This is a genomic window from Actinoplanes sp. DH11 (assembly GCF_020873875.1).
Classification (GTDB): Bacteria; Actinomycetota; Actinomycetes; order Mycobacteriales; family Micromonosporaceae; genus Actinoplanes.
Genome location: NZ_JAHWGU010000019.1, coordinates 119,169 through 142,328, shown reverse-complemented (window position 1 = coordinate 142,328; position 23,160 = coordinate 119,169). Strand labels below are relative to the sequence as shown.

At 71.6% G+C, this 23,160-nt stretch carries 23 protein-coding genes; 10 read left to right on the top strand and 13 right to left on the bottom strand.

The window, feature by feature from the left end; all coding sequences use genetic code 11:
* Positions 1-1,380, bottom strand: a complete 1,380-nt coding sequence (locus LPA41_RS26290; protein ID WP_229073465.1) for a rhamnulokinase family protein — start codon at positions 1,378-1,380, stop codon at positions 1-3.
* The gene (locus LPA41_RS26285; protein ID WP_229073463.1) at positions 1,377-3,407 is read right to left on the bottom strand and encodes a bifunctional aldolase/short-chain dehydrogenase; all 2,031 of its coding nucleotides are present in this window, start codon (positions 3,405-3,407) and stop codon (positions 1,377-1,379) included. Before LPA41_RS26285 ends, LPA41_RS26290 begins: the two co-directional genes overlap by 4 nt.
* Positions 3,408-4,493: 1,086 nt before the next feature.
* Here LPA41_RS26285 and LPA41_RS26280 point away from each other — a divergent pair.
* The gene (locus LPA41_RS26280; protein WP_229073461.1) at positions 4,494-5,060 is read left to right on the top strand and encodes a sugar O-acetyltransferase; all 567 of its coding nucleotides are present in this window, start codon (positions 4,494-4,496) and stop codon (positions 5,058-5,060) included.
* A complete protein-coding gene (locus tag LPA41_RS43060; RefSeq protein ID WP_229073459.1) occupies positions 5,057-5,932 on the top strand; it encodes a TetR/AcrR family transcriptional regulator in 876 nt (291 codons plus the stop codon). The genes LPA41_RS26280 and LPA41_RS43060 overlap by 4 nt, the downstream gene beginning before the upstream one ends.
* Here LPA41_RS43060 and LPA41_RS26270 read toward each other — a convergent pair.
* Entirely contained in the window at positions 5,910-7,277 is a 1,368-nt protein-coding gene (locus tag LPA41_RS26270) for an MFS transporter (protein ID WP_229073457.1), read from the bottom strand. The genes LPA41_RS43060 and LPA41_RS26270 overlap by 23 nt on opposite strands.
* A gap of 85 nt (positions 7,278-7,362) precedes the next feature.
* Between LPA41_RS26270 and LPA41_RS26265 the strand changes: the two genes are divergently transcribed.
* A complete protein-coding gene (locus LPA41_RS26265; protein WP_229073455.1) occupies positions 7,363-8,313 on the top strand; it encodes an Lrp/AsnC family transcriptional regulator in 951 nt (316 codons plus the stop codon).
* A 195-nt stretch (positions 8,314-8,508) separates the two neighbouring features.
* On the opposite strand, the gene LPA41_RS26260 is transcribed toward LPA41_RS26265, so the two are convergent.
* The gene (locus LPA41_RS26260) at positions 8,509-8,883 is read right to left on the bottom strand and encodes a glyoxalase/bleomycin resistance/extradiol dioxygenase family protein (RefSeq protein WP_229073453.1); all 375 of its coding nucleotides are present in this window, start codon (positions 8,881-8,883) and stop codon (positions 8,509-8,511) included.
* 94 nt (positions 8,884-8,977) lie between these two features.
* Entirely contained in the window at positions 8,978-9,691 is a 714-nt protein-coding gene (locus tag LPA41_RS26255) for an MBL fold metallo-hydrolase (RefSeq protein ID WP_229073451.1), read from the bottom strand.
* A gap of 64 nt (positions 9,692-9,755) precedes the next feature.
* Here LPA41_RS26255 and LPA41_RS26250 point away from each other — a divergent pair, with 64 nt between their 5' ends.
* Positions 9,756-10,313: a TetR/AcrR family transcriptional regulator gene (locus tag LPA41_RS26250; protein ID WP_229073450.1), complete on the top strand. Its 558-nt coding sequence runs from the start codon at positions 9,756-9,758 to the stop codon at positions 10,311-10,313.
* A gap of 60 nt (positions 10,314-10,373) precedes the next feature.
* On the opposite strand, the gene LPA41_RS26245 is transcribed toward LPA41_RS26250, so the two are convergent.
* Positions 10,374-11,459 carry an RNA ligase RtcB family protein gene (locus LPA41_RS26245; protein ID WP_229073449.1) on the bottom strand — a complete coding sequence of 362 codons (1,086 nt, stop codon included), beginning with the start codon at positions 11,457-11,459 and terminating at the stop codon, positions 10,374-10,376.
* 225 nt (positions 11,460-11,684) lie between these two features.
* Between LPA41_RS26245 and LPA41_RS26240 the strand changes: the two genes are divergently transcribed.
* Positions 11,685-12,530 (top strand): dienelactone hydrolase family protein, encoded by an 846-nt coding sequence (locus LPA41_RS26240; RefSeq protein WP_229073448.1) that lies wholly within the window; start codon positions 11,685-11,687, stop codon positions 12,528-12,530.
* A gap of 55 nt (positions 12,531-12,585) precedes the next feature.
* Here LPA41_RS26240 and LPA41_RS26235 read toward each other — a convergent pair whose 3' ends face one another.
* From LPA41_RS26235 to LPA41_RS26220, 4 genes are all read right to left on the bottom strand, one after another.
* Positions 12,586-12,993, bottom strand: coding sequence for a hypothetical protein (locus LPA41_RS26235; RefSeq protein ID WP_229073447.1), 408 nt, complete (start codon positions 12,991-12,993; stop codon positions 12,586-12,588).
* A 34-nt stretch (positions 12,994-13,027) separates the two neighbouring features.
* Complete coding sequence (locus tag LPA41_RS26230) at positions 13,028-13,858, bottom strand: DUF72 domain-containing protein (protein WP_229073532.1); 831 nt, start codon at positions 13,856-13,858, stop codon at positions 13,028-13,030.
* Between the two features lie 23 nt (positions 13,859-13,881).
* Complete coding sequence (locus LPA41_RS26225; protein ID WP_229073446.1) at positions 13,882-14,655, bottom strand: alpha/beta fold hydrolase; 774 nt, start codon at positions 14,653-14,655, stop codon at positions 13,882-13,884.
* A gap of 62 nt (positions 14,656-14,717) precedes the next feature.
* Positions 14,718-15,752, bottom strand: coding sequence for a LacI family DNA-binding transcriptional regulator (locus tag LPA41_RS26220; protein ID WP_229073445.1), 1,035 nt, complete (start codon positions 15,750-15,752; stop codon positions 14,718-14,720).
* A 349-nt stretch (positions 15,753-16,101) separates the two neighbouring features.
* Here LPA41_RS26220 and LPA41_RS26215 point away from each other — a divergent pair, with 349 nt between their 5' ends.
* Both LPA41_RS26215 and LPA41_RS26210 read left to right on the top strand, forming a co-directional pair.
* The gene (locus LPA41_RS26215) at positions 16,102-16,314 is read left to right on the top strand and encodes a helix-hairpin-helix domain-containing protein (RefSeq protein WP_229073444.1); all 213 of its coding nucleotides are present in this window, start codon (positions 16,102-16,104) and stop codon (positions 16,312-16,314) included.
* A gap of 981 nt (positions 16,315-17,295) precedes the next feature.
* Complete coding sequence (locus LPA41_RS26210) at positions 17,296-17,817, top strand: hypothetical protein (protein WP_229073443.1); 522 nt, start codon at positions 17,296-17,298, stop codon at positions 17,815-17,817.
* 87 nt (positions 17,818-17,904) lie between these two features.
* On the opposite strand, the gene LPA41_RS26205 is transcribed toward LPA41_RS26210, so the two are convergent.
* Positions 17,905-18,267 (bottom strand): nuclear transport factor 2 family protein, encoded by a 363-nt coding sequence (locus tag LPA41_RS26205; protein ID WP_229073442.1) that lies wholly within the window; start codon positions 18,265-18,267, stop codon positions 17,905-17,907.
* A gap of 90 nt (positions 18,268-18,357) precedes the next feature.
* On the opposite strand from LPA41_RS26205, the gene LPA41_RS26200 reads away from it, so the two are divergent.
* The 3 genes from LPA41_RS26200 (at position 18,358) to LPA41_RS26190 (ending at position 20,937) form a co-directional block, all read left to right on the top strand.
* Positions 18,358-18,696, top strand: coding sequence for a gamma-glutamylcyclotransferase family protein (locus LPA41_RS26200; protein WP_229073441.1), 339 nt, complete (start codon positions 18,358-18,360; stop codon positions 18,694-18,696).
* A 58-nt stretch (positions 18,697-18,754) separates the two neighbouring features.
* Positions 18,755-19,237, top strand: coding sequence for an SHOCT domain-containing protein (locus tag LPA41_RS26195; RefSeq protein WP_229073440.1), 483 nt, complete (start codon positions 18,755-18,757; stop codon positions 19,235-19,237).
* 101 nt (positions 19,238-19,338) lie between these two features.
* Positions 19,339-20,937 carry a methyl-accepting chemotaxis protein gene (locus LPA41_RS26190; RefSeq protein WP_229073439.1) on the top strand — a complete coding sequence of 533 codons (1,599 nt, stop codon included), beginning with the start codon at positions 19,339-19,341 and terminating at the stop codon, positions 20,935-20,937.
* 81 nt (positions 20,938-21,018) lie between these two features.
* Here the strand turns inward: LPA41_RS26190 and LPA41_RS26185 are convergent, their stop codons facing one another.
* Together LPA41_RS26185 and LPA41_RS26180 are read right to left on the bottom strand one after the other, a co-directional pair.
* The gene (locus LPA41_RS26185) at positions 21,019-21,591 is read right to left on the bottom strand and encodes a hypothetical protein (RefSeq protein WP_229073438.1); all 573 of its coding nucleotides are present in this window, start codon (positions 21,589-21,591) and stop codon (positions 21,019-21,021) included.
* A gap of 72 nt (positions 21,592-21,663) precedes the next feature.
* A complete protein-coding gene (locus LPA41_RS26180) occupies positions 21,664-23,124 on the bottom strand; it encodes a hypothetical protein (protein WP_229073437.1) in 1,461 nt (486 codons plus the stop codon).
* Between the last annotated feature and the right edge of the window lie 36 nt (positions 23,125-23,160).

Below are 23,160 nucleotides of genomic sequence, written 5' to 3'. Positions count from 1 at the left end.
TCACCTCCCTGCTCGCGCGGCTGCCGCCCGCCAAAGGGCGTCGTCGCCGCGCGGCTCGTAACGCACGATCCGTTGAGTCTCGCGCACCAGCGCGCGCATCGCATCCAGGCCACCACCTAGGACCCCGGCCGCGCGGGCCTGCACGAGCAGGTTGCCGATCGCGGTGGCCTCCACCGGCCCGGCCAGCACCGGCAGCCCGCAGGCGTCCGCGGTGAGCTGGCAGAGCAACTCGTTGAGCGCGCCGCCGCCGACCAGGTGCACCTTGGTGATCTCGCGTCCGGACAGTTCCGCGGCCTGCCGTACCGCACGCCGCTGCGCCAGCGCCAGACTGTCCAGGATGCACCGGGTCACCGCGGGCGGACCGGCGTCGGCGGGCAGACCGGCCGCCTTGCGCAGCCGGCCCGCCATGTCGCCCGGTGCCAGGAACAGCGGGTCGTCCAGGTCGACGACGTGGGCCAGGCCCGGTTCCGCGGCGGCGGCCCGCAGCAGCTGCGCCAGGTCCGGTGCACCCCACTCCCGCAGGCACTCCTGCAACGGCCACAGCCCCATGACGTTGCGCAGGTACCGGATGGTCCCGTCGACTCCACCCTCGTTGGTGAAGTTGGCCCGCCTCGACGCGTCGCCGAGCACCGGCCCGTCCAGTTCCAGGCCGACGAGCGACCAGGTCCCGCAGGAGATGTACGCGAAATCGGTGCCCTCCGCCGGCACCCCGACGACGGCCGACGCGGTGTCGTGCGAGCCGACCGCGACGACCGGCGTCCCCGCGTGGTGCCCGATCACCTCGCCGGGGTGGCGGATCGGCGGCAGCACGTCCGCGCGCAGGCCCAACTCGGAGATCAAGGGCGCGGACCAGGCACGGGTACGCACGTCGAGCAGCCCCGTCGTCGACGCGTTCGTGTACTCCGCGCCGATCTCCCCGGTCAGCCAGTAGGCCAGCAGGTCCGGCACGAGCAGCAGGTGCCGGGCGGCCGCGTACTGCGGGGTGTCACGCGCCGCCACCAGCTGGTACACCGTGTTGAACGGCAGCGTCTGCAGCCCGTTGACCTCGTAGAGGTCGCCGATCCGGGCCGCGACCCCGTCGGTGCGCGCGTCCCGGTAGTGCACCGGGTTGCCGAGCAGCGCCCCGGTCGCGTCCACCAGTCCGTAATCGACCGCCCACGAGTCGATGCCGATGCTGCTCACCGGGCCGGCCTTGCGCAGGCCCTCCACCACGCCGCGGTACAGCGCCAGGATGTCCCAGTGCAGGGTCCCGCCGACCCGGACCGGCTCGTTCGGGAACCGGTGCACCACGTCCAGGTCGAGTCGTCCGTCGCCGAGCCGGCCGACCACGACGCGCCCGCTGGACGCGCCGAGGTCGACCGCGGCAAAGGCCTTGCTCATCGCAGGAACGCGGCGGCGACGCCGGCGTCGACCGGGATGTGCAGGCCGGTGGTGTGCGACAGGTCGCCCGCGGTGAGGACGAAGACGGCGTTCGCCACGTGCTCCGGCAGGACCTCGCGCTTCAGCAGGGTGCGCTGCGCGTAGAACTCGCCCAGCTTCTCCTCCGGCACGCCGTAGACCGCGGCCCGCTGCGCGCCCCAGCCGCCGGCGAAGATGCCGGAACCCCGTACCACGCCGTCCGGGTTGATGCCGTTGACCTTGATGCCGTGCGCGCCCAGCTCGGCCGCCAGCAGCCGGACCTGATGCGCCTGGTCGGCCTTCGCGGCGCCGTAGGCGACGTTGTTCGGGCCGGCGAACAGCGAGTTCTTGCTGGAGATGTAGACAATGTCGCCGCCGATGCCCTGCGCGATGAGCACCTTCGCGGCGGCCTTCGCGACCAGGAACGAACCCTTCGCCATCACGTCGTGCTGGATGTCCCAGTCCTGCTCGGTGGTCTCCAGCAGCGGCTTGGAGATCGACAGACCGGCGTTGTTGACCACCAGGTCGACCCCGCCGAACGCGAGGACCGCCTGGTCCAGGGCCGCTTCGACGGCTGCCGCGTCGGTGACGTCGGCGGTCACGCTCACCGCCGCATCGGTGCCGCCGATCTCGCGGGCCACGCTCTCGGCGGCGGCCGCGTCCCGGTCGGCGACGACCACGACCGCACCCTCCCCGGCGAGGCGCAGGGCGATCGCCCGGCCGATGCCGGAACCGCCACCGGTCACGAACGCGACCCGGGTGGCGAGCGGCTTCGGCTTCGGCAGGCGCTGAAGCTTCGCCTCCTCCAGCGACCAGTACTCGATGCGGAACTTCTCCGACTCGTCGATCGGGGCGTACCGGGAGACGGCCTCCGCACCGCGCATCACGTTTATCGCGTTCACGTAGAACTCGCCGGCCACCCGGGCGGTCTGCTTGTTCGCGCCGAACGAGAACATGCCGACACCGGGCACCAGCACGATCGCCGGGTCGGCGCCGCGGATCGCCGGGCTCTCCGGCGTGGCGTGCCGGTCGTAGTAGGCGCGGTAGGCCGCGCGGTACGCCTCGTGCAGCTCCTTGAGCCGGGCCACGACCTCCTCGACCGGTGCGTCCGGCGCGGTGTCCACGACCAGGGGCTTCACTTTGGTACGCAGGAAGTGGTCCGGGCAGGACGTACCGAGCGCGGCCAGTTCGGCGAGCCGTTCGCTGCCCACGAAGTCGAGCACCACGTCGCTGTCGGTGTAGTGGCCGACCTGCGGCCGATCCGTCGAGGCGAGACCGCGGATCACCGGGAAGAGGGCGGCGGCGCGCTCCCGGCGTACCGCCTCGGGCAGCGGCTGATGAATCGTCGCACCGAAGGGCGCGCTGCGGCCGTGCTCCGCCAGATAGGCCGCGGCCTTGGCGATGATCTCCTGCGAGTTGGCCTCGCACGCGTCACTCGTCGCACCCCACGCCGTGATGCCGTGACCGCCGAGGATCACGCCGATCGCCTGCGGGTTCGCCTTCTGCACGGCGGCGATGTCCAGTCCGAGCTGGAAACCGGGGCGGCGCCAGTCCACCCACAGCACCCGGTCGCCGAAAATCTCCTTGGTGAGCGCGGGACCGTCGGCGGCCGTCGCGATCGCGATGCCGGCGTCCGGGTGCAGGTGGTCGACGTGCGCGACGTCGACGAGCCCGTGCATGGCGGTGTCGATGCTCGGCGCAGCGCCGCCCCGCCCGTGCAGGCAGTAGTCGAACGCGGCGACCATCTCGTCCTCGCGCTCCAGGCCGGGATAGACGCTCGGCAACGCCTTGAGCCGGTCGAGGCGCAGGACGGCGAGTCCGTTCTCGGTCAGGGTGCCCAGGTCACCGCCGGACCCCTTCACCCAGAGCAGGTCGACGTCCTGACCGGTCACCGGGTCGGTGTCGGTGCCCTTCGCCGACGTGTTGCCACCGGCGTAGTTGGTCGTGCGGGGGTCCGCACCGAGGCGGTTCGATCGGGCGATGAGCGCGGCGACTGCGGGGTTGGTCATGACGGTCCTTCAGTCCTTCAGGCCGGGGCGGTTTCGTGCTCTGGTCCGTGGCCCTGCGACGGCTCCACCCGCGGCACCACCAGGCGGCGGCCGTCTCGGTGTGAAACGTTTCAGAGTTACGGACACATTACGCGGGCCTCACTCGGCGGGTCAAGGCTTGACCCCGATCCCCCGGCGGCGCCCCCGCACGACCCCCCGCGCCCCTCCGGCGCGAACCCCCGCGCCACCTCCACACGACCCCCGCGCCCTCCTGCACGACCCCCGCACCATGCCCACAGGCCCCGCGCGCCCCTCCCGCAGACCCCGGCACAACCCCGCGACCCTCCCTCAGAACCTCCGCGCCCCTTCCGCATAACCCCCCCCCGCGCCACGTCCGCAGGACCCCCGGCGGGCCTTGCGCCAGCGGCAGCCGGCGGCGCAGGTGTGACCCCTATGGACTCGGCAAGCAGCCGGAGCGAACTCCTCTGCCGGTTTGCGCTGGTAGAAGGGTTGGGAGCACGGCGCACAGATGTCGACGCGGCGGCAGGCGAGGCAGACGAGTGCGCGTGACGCTGGCTGCCCTCGACTCCATTGAGGCCCTTCAACAAGTCGCCGCGATCGGCTGCGTCGCGCCCACACCGCGGTGTTGATCTGCTAGCGATGCGAAATCGCGGTTCCAACCCCATGATCACAGCGATTTCGCACCGCTAGCAGATCAACTTCTCGCCAGGGACGGCACGCCGGGCGCCACTGGGCCGCAACCGGGGGACGCGGGGTTGGTGAGCGGGCGGATCCGAACCGAGTTCGTGATCCTCGAGGCGTTTCTGCGGCACCTGCGCCATCGGCCGGACGGCGATCTTGGTTCGGCCGATGGCGCAGGCCCACATGCGAGAGAGCGCATGTGAGAGAGGGCGCATGCGCGACAGGGCGCATGCGCGACAGGGCGCATGCGCGACAGGGCGCATGCGCGACAGGACCCATACGCGACAGGGCGCATGCGCGACAGGACCCATACGCGACAGGGCGCATGCGCGACAGGGCGCATGCAAGAGAAGACGCACGCGAGTGGGGGCGCATGCGTTGCCCGGGCAGCGTACATTTGTACATATGACGGTCAGCGAGAAGAGCATGCGTGCGCGGATGCTCGCCGGTGAGCTGTACATTGCCGACGATCCGGAGATCGCCCGGGATCTGGCGCGGGCGCAGCGGCTCAGCCACGAGATCAACACGATCGATCCGACGGACCATGCGCGGCGGCGGGAGTTGCTGGGTGAGCTGCTCGGCGGCTTCGGTGAGGGCAGCGAGATCCGGCCGCCGTTGCACTGCGACTACGGGTATCAGACGACGATCGGGGCCCGGTCGTTCGCCAACTTCGGGCTGGTCATCCTCGATGTCGCGAAGGTGACCGTCGGCGACGACGTGCAGATCGGGCCGAACGTGCAGTTGCTGACGGCTACCCATCCGCTCGAGCCGGGGCCGCGCCGCGACAAGTGGGAGTCGGCCCAGCCGATCGTGATCGGTGACAACGTGTGGCTCGGCGGCGGCGTGATCGTCTGCCCGGGCGTCACGATCGGCGAGAACACGGTGGTGGGTGCGGGTTCGGTGGTCGTCCGCGATCTGCCGGCGAACGTGGTCGCGGTCGGTTCGCCGGCGCGCGTCATCCGCGACCTGTGAGCCCGGCGCGCGCCGACGGCGTCGTGCGTCAGGCCGGCCAGACGCCCCGAGACACGCCGCGCGGCAAGCAAGCGACACCGGGTGCCCCACGCGGTGAGCAGGCAACGCACGACACCCCACGTGGCAAGCAAGCGACACCGGGTGCCCCACGCGGTGAGCAGGCAACGCACGACACCCCACGTGGCAAGCAAGCGACACCGGACACGCCACACGGCAAGCAAGGAACGCAGGACGCACCGCACGGCAAGCAAGCGACACCGGACACGCCGCGCGGCAAGCAAGCTGCGCAGGACACGCCGCGCCGCAAGCAAGGGGCGCGGCCGAGGGAGCGGCGCGTCCGCCGGCATGACCCCGACCGCAAGGACCGCATCGTCGACGCCGCCATCCGGGTGATCGCCGAGCACGGGGTGGCCGGCACCACGCACCGCCTCATCGCTGCCGAGGCCGATGTCCCGCTGGGGTCGCTGACCTACCATTTCACCGGCCTCGACGATCTGCGCGTGCAGGCTTTCACCCGGCACGCCGAGCGGATGTCGGCCATCTACGCCGCGCACTTCGACGGGGTGGCGACGGATGAGCAGTTGCTGGACGCGCTGACCGGGCTGATCCACGGTGACGCGGGCGCGAGTGCGGCGGACTGGGCGGTCGCCTACGAGCTCTACCTGGCGGCGCTGCGGGATCCGGCGTTGCGCGCGGTCACCGAGACGTGGATGCGGACCAGCCGGTCGGTGCTGGAACGCTTCGTCGACCCGGTGACCGCGCGCGGGGTGGACGCGTTGATAGAGGGCCTGGTCATGCACAAGACCCTGGCGACCACGCCGGTGCCGATGGCGGAGATCCAGGCGATCGTCAGGCGCGCACTGGGTCGGTGACGGCCGGCTCGCGGTGTTTCGCGAGGGCGAGCACGATCAGGCCGCCGGCCAGCGCCAGGCCGGCCGCGATGAACAGGGCGGCGTCCAGGCCGTCGGTGTAGGCGGCCTGCCCCTGCACGGTGGTGCCGAGCACCGCGACACCGAAGGCGAATCCGAGCTGGCGGAACGCGTTGAGGGCCCCGCCGGCCATGCCGCTGCGTTCGCGGGGCACCTCGGCGAGCACCGCCGAGGACATGGTCGGCAGCACCACGCCTACGCCGAGCCCGACAAGGATCAGTCCTGGGATCAGCACGGAACCGCCGCTGCCGGGGTCGACCCGGGTTTGCAGCAGGTTGCCGGCGGCGATCAGGAGCATGCCGGCACCGACGGTCCAGCGGGCCGGGACGCGTTGCAGATGCCGCCCCGCGAACACGCCGACCAGCAGCGACGCGACACTCAACGGCAGCGCGCCGAGCAGTCCGGCGTCGACTGGGCCTTTGCCGAGGAACTGCTGGAGCCAGACGGTCGCGTACGGCATGACCGCGAAAGCCGCCGCCTGGGTGAGGAATGCCGCCACGATCAGTGCGGTGAACGGAGCCTGGCGGAACAGTGTGAGGTCGAGCATCGGGTGGTCGGAGCGGCGTTCCACGGCGATGAAGGCGATCGCGCCGGCGAGCCCGGCGGCGAACGCGACGAGGGTGGCCGCGGAGGTCCAGCCGGCGGCCGAGGCCTCGATCAGGCCGTACGTGAGTGCCGCGGCGGCGAGCGTGAAGGTCAGCGTGCCGGGCAGGTCGAAACGGCCGGCACGCGGCGCCTTCGACTCGGCCACGCCACGGACGGTGAACCACGCCGCGGCGGCACAGACCGGCAGGTTGATCAGGAAGATCCAGTGCCAGCCGAGGTGTTCGGTGAGCAGCCCGCCGGCGATCGGCCCGGCTGCCGCGGCGGCACCGTTGACGGCGCCCCAGACGCCGAACGCGACGCCCCGGTCCCGGCCCTGGTAGGTGACGTTGAGCAGGGCCGCGGTGGTGGCGAACATGGCGGCGCCACCGATGCCCTGCATTACCCGGGCCGCGATCAGGGTGGTGGCGTCCGGCGCGAACGCGCAGGCCAGGCTGGCGGCGGAGAAGAGGGCCAGACCCCAGAGGTACGCGCGGCGGCGCCCGAACCGGTCGGCCAGGGACCCGGCGCCGAGGACCAGGGCGGCCAGCGCCAGCGCGTACCCGTCGAGCACCCACTGCAGGTCGTCGTAGCCGGCGCCGAGGTTGACGGAGATGTCCGGCAGCGCGACCACGACGACGGTGACGTCGACGAGCAGGAGGAACGTGCCGAGACAGACGGCGACGAGCGGTGACCATTTGTGCATGCGAAGAACTCTGCCCGATTCGTGGCGGCTGAAGCCGCTGCCGAAGGCCGGGGTGGCGGATCTCGACTTCCATTAGGCTCTGCCGGTGGATTTCGACACGCTCGACCACCAGCTCATCCACGCGCTGCGGGTCGACGGGCGGGCCGGTTACCGGGAGATCGGCACGGTGCTCGGCGTTTCCGACCAGACCGTGGCGCGACGGTACCGCAAGCTGCGCGAACGGGCCGGGCTGCGGGTCGTGGTGCTGCCGAACCCGATCGTTCTCGGGCACCAGACGTGGACGATCCGGTTGCGGACCACGCCGGACGCCGCGGTCGCGGTCGCCCGGTCGCTGGCGCTGCGGCGGGACACGAGCTGGGTGAACCTCACCTCCGGCGGTACGGAGATCACGTGCAGCGTCCGGGTGCCGGGCGGCGCCGACTGGGAGTCGTTGCTCCTGGAGAGGCTGCCGCGCACCCCGCGCCTGGGTCCGGTCACCGCGCACTGCCTGATCCACCAGTTCGCCGGCGGCGCCACCGGCCCGGACACCAGGGACCGGGCGCTCTCGCCGGAGCAGATCGCCGCCCTGGCACCGGAGCGGTTCCCCGGCTCTCCCCGGCTGACCGATGCTGATCAGCCGCTGCTGGATGCGCTCGCCCACGACGGCCGGGCCGGGCACACCGAACTCGCCGCGGTGACGGGCTGGCCCGAGTCGACGGTACGGCGCCGGCTGCGCGACCTGCTCGGCACCCGCACCGTCTTCAGCGACGTGGAAACCGATCCGGGTGCGCTCGGATTCCGCGGGCGGGTCGTCCTCTGGCTCTCGGTGGCACCGTCCCGGCTCGCCGCGGTCGGCGCCGCCCTGGCCACCCACGAGGAGGTCGTGTTCGCGGCCGCCACGACCGGGCCGACGAATGTCACGGCCACCGTGATCTGCCCGGACATGGCCGGCTTCTACCGCTACCTGACCGAGCGGATCGGCTCCCTGGACGGCGTGGAACGCGCCGAGTCCGCGCCGTTGATGCGGCACGTCAAGCAGTTCGGCGCCGTACGGTGAGAATGATTGTTAAATCCCTGTCACGCGTGCAACCGATGCACCCCGCTGCAGCGTCCTGATCAACAAGAGGGCACTCCCCTGCCCCCGGGGGCGTCGCCCTCGCGCAGAGAGGCGGCGGCACCGATTCGGGCCGCCGCCTTTCGCTCCCACCGCCTCACCCGCGCCAGCTCGGCAGCGACTCAGCGACTCAGCGACTCAGCGGCAGATCATCACGGGATGCCCGTCCGGATCGGCGACGTAGGCCATGCGCTCGCCCCACGGCTGGTCCGCCGGCTCCACCAGCACGGGCACGCCCCTCTCCCGGAACTCGGCCACCGCCGCGTCCACATCGTCGGTGTAGACGCACAACTCGAACTGGTGACCGGCTCCCGGACGGATCGGCAACCCGTGCGAACCGGTCTGCCCGTCGGTCACCTGGACCACCGAGATGACGGACGTGCCCAGCGCGAGCGACACGAACTCACCGAACCGATAGGTCTCGGCGAATCCGAGCTGATCCCGGTAGAACGCGAGAGCGGCTTCGAGGTCTTCGACGTAGATGATCGGGTGAGCGTCCCGGAATGCGGCCATGCCCGTCACGCTATCGGCGACGAGATGGAGTACGGGGCCGGCCGCGCCGGTGAGAGCGGCCATCCGCCGCGGGCGGGACACGGAGGACCAAGCGTTACGACGCCCGCTCGCTGATCCGGCGCACGATCGCCGCCGTGCCGCCGTCCCACGGTGCGCCGTGACCGGGCAGCACCCACGTGACGTCCAGCTCCGCCAGCCGTTCGAGCGAGGTCGCGGCCTGCGCGGGGTCGTCGGTGAACGGCGCCGGCTGCGGGCCGTGCTCGCCGGTCAGCACGTGGCGCGTGGTGAGCGCGTCGCCGACGAACACCGCGTCCGCGACCGGCACGTGGATCGCGACGCTTCCCGGCGAGTGTCCAGGCAGGCCGATTACGCGGGGTGACCCCGGCAGGTCCAGCACCTGACCGTCCGTCATCTCGTGAACTTCCGTGAGGTAGGTGGTCCGCAGGCCGCCCTTGCTGCTCGCGTACCACAGGAAGCGCCCGATCGCGCCCACCCGGACCTTGCCCCAGCTGGGTTTTGTCTTGGTCTCGCCACGGGCCCGCGCCGCGTCGGCGGCATGCACGTGGACGGGTACGCCGTGGTCGCGCCGCAACCGCTCGGCGAACCCGATGTGGTCGCTGTCGCCGTGTGTCAGAACGACGCCGCGTACGTCGGCGACCGAGCGGCCGACCTCGGCGAGTTCACTTATCAGTTCGGGCCAGTGCCCGGGCAGGCCGGCGTCGATGACTGTCACGCCGTCGTCGGTGACGATCAGGTAGGCGGCGACGATGTCGTTGCCGATGCGACGCAGATGCGGTCCCAGCTTCATGATGGCTAAGCTACCTAGCTATGATGGCTATGGTCAATAGCTATCGCTCCGGGAAGGTTTTTCGATGCCGACACCTGAACGCACCTCCAGGGACGCGATCGTCGCCGCGGCCCGGGAGATCCTCGAGGCTGACGGGCTGGCACGCCTCACCATGCAGTCCGTCGCCGACCGGGTGGGCGTGCGGGCGCCCTCGCTCTACAAACGGGTGCGCAACCGCGACGAGCTCGTAAGGCTCGTCGCGACAGCCACCGTCGCGGACCTCGGCGAACACCTGCGAACCGCACCGCAGACGCTCGGCGAACTGGCCCGGGCGTTCCGCGCGTTCGCCCACGCGCATCCGGCCGGCTACCGGCTGATCCTCGGCTGGGGACCGGAAACGGTCACCGTCGACGTCGAGCTGCTGGCGGCCGCGATCGCGCCGGTCCTCGCGTCCATCGCCGCCCTCGCCGGCCCCGACGACACCCTCGAAGCCGCCCGCCTGGTGACCGCCTGGGCGAACGGTTTCATCAGCATGGAACTCGCCGGCGCCTTCAACCTGGGCGGCGACGTCGAGGCCGCCTTCGAGTACGCCCTGACCCGCCTGACCGAAGCCATCAAAGCCGGCAGAGCACCGGCCGCGTGAAACCGGCCGGCCGCGCGAAAGCCAGCCGTGCGAAAAGCCGGCCGCGCGAGAAGCCGGCCCCTACCGCCGCCGACCCGGCCGCCCGCCCTGGTCAGCCGTCTTGTAGGTGATCACCGGAATGGTCGTGAGGACCGGCGTGGCCAGCCCGAACGAGACCAGGTCGCCGATCACCTGCTCGATCCGCTTGTACGCGGTCGGCGCCTCCTCGAACAGCAACTGCCGGTCACCGCAGACGACGAGGGAGCCGACAGCCGTACGCCGCAGCTCCGCGACCGTGTGTTTGGCCTTGCCGCGCCGCAGGGCGTCGGCCCGGGACATCTTGCGGCCGGCACCGTGCGCCACCGAATAGCCGGCGTCGGCGCCGGCGTGGCCGCTGACCAGGTAGGACCGGGTACCGCGGGTGCCGGCGATCAGCACGTCACGGCCGTCGCCGGGTGCGGCGCCCTTGCGGTGCAGGTAGAGGCCGTCCCGGACCTCGACCGCATTGTGACAGACGTCGACGAGCGGCTCGGTGATCTCGGCGCCGAGCGCCTCGGCGACCCGGGCGGCCAGGGTGCGGCGGTTGAGACTTCCCCAGCGTACGGCGTCGTCGTGCGCCGCCAGGTAGGCGCCGGCGTCGGCAGCCGGACCAGCGCCGCAGGCCTCGGTGTGTGCCCGCAGGATGCGTTCGCCGTGCCCGCGGGAGCCACTGTGCACGATCAGCACGTGGTCGCCGGGTGCGAGCGGCGTGTCGGCGAGGACCTCCTCGACGCGCGCCAGTTCGACGAAGTGGTTGCCCCGGCCGACGGTGCCGAGCGAGTCGGCGTATCCGCCCGGCAGCTCGGCCGTTGACCCGAGAAGCTCGGCCAGCCGGTCCGCGGGGACGGGCTCGTCGAGGTCGGGGAAGCGGGGAGCGAGCCGTTCCGGGACGACCTTCTTGAGCCGGAACCCGAAGACCGCGATGCCGCAGCCGATGTCGGAGCCGACGAGGAGGGGGTAGAGGACGCGGGACAGCATGGCGGCGCCGATCGGGGCGCCCTTGCCGGGGTGCAGGTCGGGCATGCCGGCCACGTGGATCATGCCGTCGAGGGCGGCGACCTGGTGGCACTGCGCGACCGCGTCGGACTCGATCCAACTGGACGCGCCGGCGAAAACGGTGACGGACACGAGACGTTCATCTTCCGTGAGGGGAGTTGGCACAGGCGGGAGGGCTGCTCAGAACGTCATGTCGATCATCGTTCGCCCAGTTCACGCGCGCGGCAACGGAATTTCCGGCGTGTTACATATCGCGGCGGCATGTACCCAGTGGGATTACCCGCGGGTAGTGATCCGGCGCGATCTTATTCACATCCCTGTATGTGAACGTTCCCACATCCCCTGGGGAGTACTCGCATGAAGAAACTGTTCGCCTCGCTCGCCGTGGCCGCCGCCATCCTGGTCGCCCCGGCACCGGCCGCGGCCGCCAACCCGTACGAGCGCGGGCCCGCGCCCACCAACGCCAGCATCGAGGCGTCCCGCGGCTCGTTCGCCATCGCACAGACCACGGTGGCCCGGACCAGCCGCTTCGGCGGCGGCACCATCTACTACCCGACCTCCACCACGGCCGGTACGTTCGGCGCGGTCGCCATCTCCCCCGGCTTCACCGCCACCCAGTCGAGCGTCGCCTGGCTGGGCCCCCGCCTCGCCTCGCAGGGCTTCGTCGTGATCACCATCAACACGCTGAGCACCCTCGACCAGCCCGACAGCCGGGGCACGCAGCTGCTCGCGGCCCTCGACTACCTGACCGGGCAGAGCACCGTGCGCACCCGCATCGACGCCGCCCGCCTCGGCGTGATGGGTCACTCGATGGGCGGCGGCGGCAGCCTCGCCGCGGCCAGGACCCGCCCGGCGCTGCAGGCCGCCGTGCCGATGACGCCGTGGCACGGCACCAAGTCGTGGGGCACGGTACGCGTCCCCACCATGATCATCGGGGCGGAGAACGACACCGTCGCGCCGGTCACGTCGCACTCCGAGCCGTTCTACACCAGCATGTCGAGCGCGCCGGACAAGGCGTACCTCGAGGTCAACAACGCCTCCCACTCGGCGCCGACCGAGGGCGGCAACGTCACCGTCGCGAAGTACGCCCTGTCGTGGCTCAAGCGCTTCATCGACAACGACACCCGCTACGACCAGTTCCTCTGCCCGGCGCCGACCGGCTCCACGATCCAGGAGTACCGCGCCACCTGCCCGCACGCGTAGCCCGTACCCGATCCAGCTCGAAGGCCCGGCAGAGACCCTGCCGGGCCTCAGCGCGTCAATCGAGAAGCCAGCGGTGCAGCTGATCACCGAACGGGGTCAGCGCGGCAGCGGTCAGCAGCACCCACGCGCCGGTGCTGAAGATCAGCCGCCGGGCCGTCGCCCGGTCACCGAGATTCCAGGTGTGCATCAGGGCGCCCAGACCGAAAAGGACAGCCACGAAGCCGGACGCGAAGACGAAGTACCCGACGAACATTCCCGGTACGAGCAGCAAGACCAGCGGCGAGTCGGGCAGCGAGTCCTTCGGGTCGCCGAGCCGTTCCAGCCCCGGATCGACCAGCGCAGCCGGGTCACCGGCGCGGACGGCGGCCATCACCAGCACACCGAGACTGCCGACCAGGCAGGCGACCAGCAGGAACCACTGCGCCCAGAGGATCAGGCGCGCGCCGAGCGACCGTTCACGCATGGCGCGCAACCTATCGAACCGCCCACCCCCATGATCAGAACAGGGTCAGCGGCTCGGCCGGCTCCGGCAACGGCGCCGGCTCGGGCAGCGGCGCCAGCTCCGGCACGAGGGCACGCACCTCGGCGTGGAACCGGCGGCACAACTCCGGCGCATCCGCATTGTCCGGCGTGTGCACGAAGAACGTCGGGGTGCGACCCTCACGCAGCCAATCGGCGATTGTTTCGACCCAGGGCTGCCAGCCTTCGACCGTACGGGAAATGGCGTCCCGCCCCAGATATCGCACGACGGGCCGTTCCGTGAGCGCCCGCGCGCGTCGCGGCATGCGCGGTTTCTTCATCCAGGCGTCGCGCTCCGCGTCGCTGGTCGGCGGGTCGGCGAAGAACGCGGCGGTGTCGAACGGGATCCATTCCGCATCGAACGACGTCAACAGCTCCTCCAGCCGTTGCGGCTCGGCGAAGAACTCCGGGTGACGCACCTCGACGGCCCAGCGATGCCCCTCCGGTATGCGCCGCAGAAAACGCGCGAGCACGGGCAGATCTGGCGGTCCGAACGACCCGGGCAATTGGATCCAGAGCGCATGAGTACGGGAACCGAGCGGCTCCAAGGCATCGAAAAAGGCCGCCAGCGGCTCGTCCGCATCGGTGAGCCGGCGCTCGTGCGTGACCACCTTCGGCACCTTCGCGACGAACCGGAAGTCCGCCGGTGTCTCCCGGGCCCACGTCTCCACCGTCTCGCGCGCCGGAACGGCATAGAAGGTGGTGTTCCCCTCGACCGCGTCGCACCACCCCGCGTAGGCGCGCAGCCGCTCGGCCGGGGTCGCCGGATGCGGCAGGAACCGGCCCTGCCACGACTTCAGGCTCCACATCGCACAGCCGACATGCAGTCGCATCATCGCCCTTGCCCTTGCTCTCGCCCTCGTTCTTGCCCCCGGCCTCGCTCTCGCTCTTGCTCTCGCCCTCGTTCTTGCCCCCGGCCTCGCTCTCGCTCTTGCTCTCGCCCTCGCAGGAGCACTCCGGTCAGTTCGGCCGGGTGACTCAACGCGACCATGTGCCCGCCCGGGACGACCTCCGTGGGCAGGCCGAGCCGTTCCCGCGCCACCCGCTCCTGAAAAGCGACCGGAAAGAGCCGGTCGTCGGCGCCCGCCACCACCCGCGTCGGCACGTCCGGCCAGGCCGGCAGCGGCCACGGCTCGGCGAACGCGATGTCGGCCTCATCCTGCTCGTACGCCATCGCCTGCTCCGCCAACGCCGCCGGCACATCATGGAAGAAGTAGTGATCCAGGTCGAAGTCACCGTCCGGATCCCGCCCCAGAGCCCGATCATTGGCCCGCCGCGCCGCCGAACTCCCGGTAGCCGCCCACCAGTCCCCACCGCTCTCCCCCGGCGCCGGGATCATGGCGTTGACCAGTACCAACTCGCGAACCGGCACCCTGCCGACAGCTAGCGGCGCGCTGAGCCCACCGAACGAGTGCGCCACCAGGACGACCTCCTCCGCTCCGGCGCCGGCTTCGACGATCACCTGGGCGTACGCGCTCAGACCCGCACCCTCATCCGCAGCGGGCAGGTCGACGGCGACCGCCTCGTGCCCGGCCGCCCGCAGCAGACCGGCCACCAGATGCCACGCCCAGCCACTGCCGCCAGCACCCGGAACCAGGACAAACATCCGGCCATCCTATGGTCCCGCCCACCGCCCGGCTCACCACCGCCTCCGGCCGGGCGACCGGGCTACTTGCGGCGGGCTGTGCCGGTGGAGGCGCGGGCGACCAGCGCCGGCACGAAGGTCGCCTGCTCATGCACGTGATCCGGATTGGTGGCCTCGTCCAGCACCAGCCGGGCGGCCGTGCGGCCCAGCTCCTGGCGCGGTTGCCGCACCGAGGTGAGCGGCACCGCGGCGGCGGCCGCGAAGTCGATGTCGTCGAACCCGACGATGGCCAGGTCCTCCGGGACCCGCAGGCCGGCGGTGACGGCGTGCTGGAGCAGCCCGAGGGCGAGCAGGTCGTTGGCGCAGAACGCGGCCGTCGGCCGGCGGCGGCTGGGGAGGCCGGCCAGCCGTTCCCCGGCGGAACGGCCCTCATTGACCGTCATCGCCTCGGTCGACAGGTTGATCAGATCGTCGGCGGGCAGGCCGAACTCCGCCCACACCTCGCGCGCACCCTGCAACCGTTCCCGCACCTGCCCGATGCCGGCCGGCCCACCGACGAACGCCACCCGCTGATGACCGCGATCGATCAGATGCTCGACGGCGATCCGGCCCCCGAGCACGTCGTCCACGGAGACCGAGCAGTGATCACCGGCCCGGCTGAGGCGGTCCACCATGACGAACGGGGTACCGCGCTGCGCGATCTCCGCGAGGTGCGGCGCGTCCGGGTCGACCGGGGTGATCAGGATGCCCTGGACGCGCTGCTGCACGAGCCGGTCCAGGTGCTTGGCCTCACGGTCGGAGCGGCTGCTGCTGTTGCAGACGAACAGCGAGAGGTCAGCGTCGTCGGCCGCGGTCTCGATGCCCTCCGCCACGTCATGGAAGAAGGGGTTGCCGCCGTCGAGCATGACGTACGCCAAGGCCCGGCTCGTGCCGGCCCGCAACTGCCGAGCCGATTCGTTGCGCACGAACCCCAGCTCCGCCATCGCCCGTTCGACCCGCTCCCGGGTGGTCGTGCTGACCACCGACGGCCGGTTGAGCACGTTGGACACCGTGCCGAGCGAGACCCCCGCAGCGGCAGCGACATCCTTGACCGATGGGGCGCGGCCGTTACGCGTCAACGGTGGACCTTTCGCCGGGATGGACGTTGCACATCGAGTGAACCACCCCGACTGAAACATTTCAACGCCCTCGGTCCCCGCGAGTCGGACCACCGGACGCTCCCCTTCCGCGCATGTCGCGGCGGGGATTCACAACGGGCGTACCGGCCTGTATACCAAACGCACCCACAACCGCCACCCGCACCCCGCTCCAGCCATCGCCGACAACGACACAGGCAGCAACCCCGGCACGGCCGCAACCCGGCACGGCAGCAACCCCGGCGCGGCAGCGACCCGGCGCGGCCCGGCAAGGCGGCGACATCTCAGGGGCAGGAGTGCTCCGGGTGGTGCGGACGGGCAGAGTGGGCGTATGAGTACTCGCCACCTTCCCGCGCGGATCGGGGATCTGCCACCGATCGGGCGCCCGGCAACCGGCGCGCTTCTTGAAGCTGGGATCACCACTCTCGCCCAGGTCGCCACGCACAGCCGCACCGAACTGCTCGCCATGCACGGGATCGGCCCGAAGGCGATCCGGATCCTTTCCGATGCGCTCACGGAGAACGGTCTGAACTTCAGCGACTGACGGCGAACCGCCGCGAATTGAGCGCCACCGCGATCGACCCCCTACCCTGTCCGGGATCACGATCAACACCCGGCCGAACCGGCGCAGGAGCCACCGCCGCCTGACCGTAACCGCGCCGATGCAGTCGGTGTGTGGACAATCAGCGCAGGGTGTCCCGCGATTACTCCGTGCGGCGATGTTGATCTGCTAGCGATGCGAAATCGCGGTTTCAACCCCTTGATCACAGCGATTTCGCACCGCCAGCAGATCAACATCTCGCCATGGACGGCTCGTCCGGCGCCACCGGGCCGGAGAGGGGCTACGGGTTGATGTGCGGGACGGTATCGGCTGGGCACCGATCCGGGGCGCGGCGGCCGGCCGGAGTCGATCGAGGGCGATCGCGAACGAGGGCGATCAAGGGCGACCCGATTGAGGACGGGGCAAGGGCGGTCCAGGGCGACGGCGCTCAAAGCAAGGGCGGTCGCGGGCGAAGAGGAGGCGGTCGCGCGCGGTCACGAATCGGCGCCCGGTGGTCGGGGGCTATGTGGCCGGCTCCCCGCCGGGGACGTGCTCGCACAGATGCGGTGACCTCAGGGGCCGGCGCGACAGACGCCGACCGGCCACGGTAGGGCTGGGCCCGCTCGGCTTCCACCGCGAGCCGGCCCCGCCACCACCGGCCGGCCAGGTCGGCCACCGCGAGGGCGACCAGGGCCAGGACGGGAAGCAGGGCGAGGACCAGAACCAGGGTTGCGGTCATGCGGCGAACGCTAGGACCAGGTGGAACGCCGCCGCATCACACCGTGGTACCCACTTCAGGACCTACCTGAGGGGGATGATCCGGCTCGGGTGGGCGAAGTCCCGTGAACCCGCTGCCCGGCGCCGCGCCGTCCGGTGACACTGACCGGGCCGCCGGTTGAGGAAATTCACCCGTTCTGATGCCGACATCACGGTTCCGGCGGGTGTGCCGATACTGGTAGGTCGTCGTCGACTAGCGGAGGACAGATGGACGAGTACAACGCGGGTGCCGCCCCCTCGGTCGCCCGGCTGCTGCTGGAGCTGCGTGGGCGGGCCACCGTCGACGTACGCACGGTCGGCCGCGCGCTGCAGGTCCGGCCGCAGGGTGCCACCGGAGTGGCGGTGTACATCCATCCCGGCGGCGTCGACGTGGCCGTGGATCCGGAGAAGGCGAACGACGTCGCGCTCTCCATGCCGGGCGCCTACGTGCGCGACCCGGACGACCCGAACACGGTGGTGTCGGTGGAGGCGGACCTGATCGACGCCAACTACGACGCCCTGCTCGACGCCGCGGTCCAGGCCGTCGACCTGCGCCGGACCACCCCACCGGCGAAGGCGGCGCGCAGCCGCAGCACGGCGGGCAGCACCAGCACGCCGCGTACCCCGCGCGCCAAGGCGGAACCCAGGCCCCGGGCCGCGGCGAAGGTGCCGGTGGAACGGCCGCGGTGCCCGAAGTGCCGGCAGTACGAGTTGCTGGCGAGCGGCGAGTGCCCGTCAGGTTACTGCTGACGAACCTCCGCGTCCCCTGGCCGCCCGGCATCCCGCCGGGCGGTCAGGGCGTGGGACGATCAGCCGGGGGCGATCAGGCAGGAGCGGTCAGGCGGGAGCGATGTGCGCGGCGACGACGCGCCAGCCGCCGTCGTGCACCCACGTCCGGGTGTAACGCATCCGGGCGGTGACGGGTTCGCCGCCGAACGTGCCGGAGACGGTGCCGGTGAAGAATGTGACGCCGGTGCGGTCCACGATCAGGTGCTCGAGGTGTTCCTCGACCAGGTCGTCGATGATCGAGGAGCGGGAGCGGTACGCCGCCAGGTCGTCCTCCTTGCTGTACCGCCCGCCGTCGGGTCCGACAGCGATCAGCCGGTCGTCCAGCAGCGGGGCCAGCGCCACCACGTCGTTGTTGCGCTGCGCGTCCTGCAACGCGCGCTCGGCCACGAGCAGTTCCTCGTCGAGACTCACGGCTCCTGTCTACACGGCTCCCGCGCGTACCGCCCGCCCGGTCGGGAGCGAAACCCTCCGGTGACCTGGACAGGCGGTTAGGGTGCGCTCATGCCGCTGCTTTTTTCGTACGGGACATTGCGCGACCCAGGGGTGCAGAAGGCCACGTTCGGCCGTGAGCTCACCGGACGCCAGGACCGCGTGCTGGGGTTCCGGCTGTCACTCGTGGAGATCACCGACCCACGGGTGGTCGAGGTCAGTGGCCTGCGCAACCATCCGATCCTGATTTCGACGGGTGACCTCGCCGACGGTGTCGACGGGCTGGTCCTGGAGGTCACCGAGGACGACCTGGCACAGTCCGACGCCTTCGCGGTGCCCGATTACGAGCGGGTCGAGACGCATCTCGCCTCGGGCGACGCGGCCTGGGCCTACGTCAGCCGGTCCCGGTAGCGGCGCCGACGATCCACCCCGTCCGGAACTGATCAGGCGTCGGCTACGGTTGCCCGTCATGGGTCTCTTCTCCGGCAAACCGGTCTCCGCGGCCGAGGCCCGGGCGCGCGCCGAACGGGCCCGTCACCGGGCCGCCCAGGCCGGTGTGGACGTCCGCGCCGCCCTGGCCGTGGGGCACATGACCGACGGCGGCGCCAGCGTCTACCTGCTGGTCCTGCCGGACCGGCTGGAACTGGTCAGCACCGGTCAGCTCGGGTTCCGCACCGGGGCCGGCCGGTCCGCGATCCCGTTCGCCTCGGTGGCCGGGGTGAGCTGCCGGGACCGTCTGCTCAAGGGCGCCCTGCTGTTGGAGGTGGACGGCACCACCGTCGAGTTCGTCACCGACCGGGCGGTCGCCGGTCACCTGCGGGACGTGATCGAGGCCCGGCTGACCGGCGTGCCCGCGCCCTCCGAGGCGCTGCTGCGCAACCTGGCCGAGTTGCACGAGGCGGGCGTGCTCTCCGACGAGGAGTACGCGGCCAAACGCGCCGGCCTGCTCTGAGCGCACCGGCCTGCTCTGAGCGCACCGGCCCGTTCTGAGCGCACCGGCCTGTTTTGAGCGCACCGGCTCAGTTACCCGGCGAGCCAGTCGATAGGACTTTCGTGGCTCAGCGTCCCGGTCTGGTCGGCAACCTCAGTGTCCGCACCAGTCTCGCCCTCCTCGTCGCCCTGACCGGCATCGTCGCCGTCCTCGTGGGCACCATCAGCCTGGTCCGGATGTCGCAGGTCGCGGAGAGCGGCCGCAACATCTACACCGGTGCCCTGCTGCCGTCCCGGGAGGTCGCGACCATCCGGGAACAGGTGTGGGTCTACCGGTTCGAGATCCTGAGCTCGGCGTCCGCGACCACGACGGCCCTGCAGACCGCGGCCCAGGAACGGGCGACCGCGGCCGACGAGGCGATCGCCGGTGCTGTCAAGGCCTACAGCGGCCGTGACCTGGACGCCGGGCAGCGCGCCGCGATCGACGGGTTCAGCGCCGCCTGGACCGAGTACGGCGAGTTGCGCGAGCGGGCCGGTCAGCTGCAGGCCGCCGGTGACCTGGCCGGGTTCGACGCGATCCGGGGCAAGGAGCTCCCGGCGAAGGTGACCGAGGCGCTGGGCAGCCTGGAGGCGCTCGACACCGCCGTGGACACGGCAGCGAACGAGGCACTGACCCTCGCCGACGAGGAGTACGACTCGGCTCGCACGATGGTCATCGTCGTGCTGGTCGTCGGCCTGCTGGTCGCGGCCGGGCTCGCCGTCCTCATCGCGAACAGCGTGATCCGGCCGCTGCGGCAGTTCCGCGACGTGCTGCACGCGGTCGCCGACGGCGATCTGACCCGCCGCGCCGACATCACCAACCGCAACGAGTTCGGCGACATGGGTTCGGCGCTGGCCCAGGCCACCGAGCAGATGCGTACGGCCGTCGGCACCCTCGCCGCCAGCGGCAACGCGCTGGCCGGCCGGGCCGGTGAACTCCAGGACGCGTCACGCACCCTGGCCGGCGGGGCCGACCGCACCTCCGGCGAGGTCAACTCCATCGGCGGGGCGGTCACCGAGGTCAACTCCCGGGTCGGCGCGGTCGCGACCGGCGCCGAGGAGATGGGTGCCGCGATCCGCGAGATCGCGATGAGCGCCGCCGAGGCCGCGAGCGTCGCCCAGGAGGCGGTGATCGCCTCGAGCACCGCCGAGGACCTGATGGCCCGGCTCGGCCGGTCGTCCGGCGAGATCGGCAACGTCGTCAAGGTGATCACCGCGATCGCCGAGCAGACGAACCTGCTCGCGCTCAACGCCACCATCGAGGCGGCCCGTGCCGGGGAGAGCGGCAAGGGCTTCGCCGTGGTCGCCGGTGAGGTGAAGGACCTGGCCCAGGAGACGACCAAGGCCACCGAGGACATCAGCAAGCGGGTCGCGGCCATTCAGGCGGACACCCACACGGCCGTCGAGTCGATCACCAAGATCGGCGAGATCATCGGCCGGATCAACGAGTTCCAGACCACCATCGCGTCGGCGGTCGAGGAGCAGAGTGCGGTGACCAGCGGCATGGCCGCCGACCTGAGCGCGGCCGCCGACGGTGCCAACCAGATCGGCGACGGCATCAACCAGGTGGTCGGTGTCGCGGAGGAGAACCGCAAGGGCGCCTACGCGACGCATGACGCCGCCGCCGGACTGTCCCGGCTGTCGGACGACCTCCAAGGCGTGGTGCGAGCCTTCCGCTTCTGACGAGGCGGGTGCTGCTCCGGCCGTACGCCCACTCGCCCTTGACCTTCGACCGCATGCCCCCGTGGCAGCGGGCAGAAAGTCTCAGCGCACCCCGGCGACGTCCCGCACCGGACGGTCCGCCGGGGTGTTCGCGCGCCGGGCCACCGGGATCAGCGCGGCCAGGACGACCAGGGACGCGATCGGCAGCAGGTCGAGGTTCACCGTGATCGCCACCATGCCGGCGCCGAGCAGCAGCGGGCTGCGCACCGGAGCACGCCGGGCCGCGACCATCAGGCCCAGCAGAATGATCATGCCGATCGGGAAGAGCGCCGCACCGCCGGTCGCGAGCGCGTCCGGCAGCGGCGCGGCCTCGCGGAACCCGTCCGACAGGTCCCCGGCGATCACCCAGAGGAAGCAGCCGACCCCGAAGAGGGCGGCCACGGCGGCGCCGGTCCCGATCCGCTGCGCGCCGGCCGGGACGAACGGGCGCAGCGCCAGCGTGAGCACCCCGAACAGCACCATGGCCACGAAGAACGCCACGTGCCCGGCGTCCCAGGCCACGCCGTTGCCGCGATCTCCGTCGAGACCGTCGGCGAAGCGGAACACGCCATAGACGAACATCAGCACCGGTGCGGCGATCGCGGCCCGGCGGACGGTGACAGCATTCGATGACATGTGTCGAACCTATGGGCGCCGTGCAGCGGGGATAACCGGTGCGATCCCTGCCGGGCCCCGGATTCCGCACCCCTAAGGGCCGGTCAGCTGCCGTCCGCGGAAACCGTCGGGCGTGGCGACCACGGCGTACCCTCCGGAGACCGCGCCGACCGCCGCCCACGCCGCCGGGGGTGGCTCGCTCTCGGCCGGCGGGCTCTCTCCGGAGCGCTCGCCCTCTCCGGGCCGCTCGCCATTTCCGGGCCGCTCGTCATTTCCGGGCCGCTCGTCATTTCCGGGCCGCTCGTCATTTCCGGGCCGCTCGTCATTTCCGGGCCGCTCGTCATTTCCGGGCCGCTCGTCATTTCCGGGCCGCTCGTCATTTCCGGGCCGCTCGTCATTTCCGGGTTTGCCGCAGGTCCGGGCGAGGCCGTCGGGGAGACACCAGGACGTCGCGGTGGCGGCCGACCGGGCACCGGTGCTCAGCGCCACGGACACACCCTGGATCACCACGGTGTCGTCGCCGGCGACCCCGATCGGTCCCTGGATCGGCACCGACCAGCGGCTCAGCCCGGTCAAGGGGTCGAACCCTTCCAGCCGGCCGGCCCGGCACCGGAGCGCCGCGATCGGCAGCGGGATCCCACAGTCCTGGATCGCACCGGGAAGCGACCATAGTGGTGCGCCGTCGGTGGCGGCGAGCCCGACACTGCCGGTTGCCGTGTCACCCACCCGGACGCCGGGGAACGCCGTCCAGCGCACGGCACCCGGGTCCGGCCGCCGCCACCTCACCACACCGTCCTCGACCAGCACGATCTCCCCTGCGCCGCGCACCGGGCCGGCTGCATCAGCGGAACCGGCGGCGTCGCCGGGTTCAGCGGCACCAGCGGGGTCCTCGCTCGCGAGCCGGCCGATGCGGTGCATGCCCTCGCCCGGGATGCCGTCGGCGAAGGGGATGAACGCGCCGCTGCCCAGGTCGAGCCGGTAGCCCTGGAAGGGTTCCCCGGCCGCCCGCGCCGCGCTGACACAGACCGCCGCGCCTTGGAAGCAGCCCCGCGGCGCGTCCTCCCCGAAGATCATCGTGGGGCTTCGCTGCGCCTGCGTGCCGGTGAGCGGGTCGGCAACGACCAGACTCGCGTACCCGGCGCCGAAGTCCGGCTGCGGCTCCAGAAACGTCAGCCATCCGCCGGCCAGCCCGGCGGTACCGGCGACTGCCTCGGCCTCCCAGCGCAGCGCACCGTCCTCCGGCGCCCGGCCCTGGAGGAAGATCCGCCCGTCGTGGCGCACCTGCCCGACCACCGACGGACCGGCCGCGACGGGCTGACCGACCGGTTCCAGGCCGGTCACCGACCAACTCGCGCCGGCATGCCCGGCTTCCCTCGCGATCGCGCGGACCTGGCCCGCACCTGGTCGGCCCGCGTCGGCGGGCGGAGCGCCGGATCGGCTCGCGTCGGCGGGCGGAGCGCCGGATCGGCCCGCGTGGGCGGGCGGAGAGCCGGGCAGGGCCGCGAGCCAGGTGAGCGTCAGGGCGGCGAGCGCGGCGCGGGCCGGCGTGGGCATCAGCTCTCCTCAGGCGTACGTGGTCGCGCGCGCCCG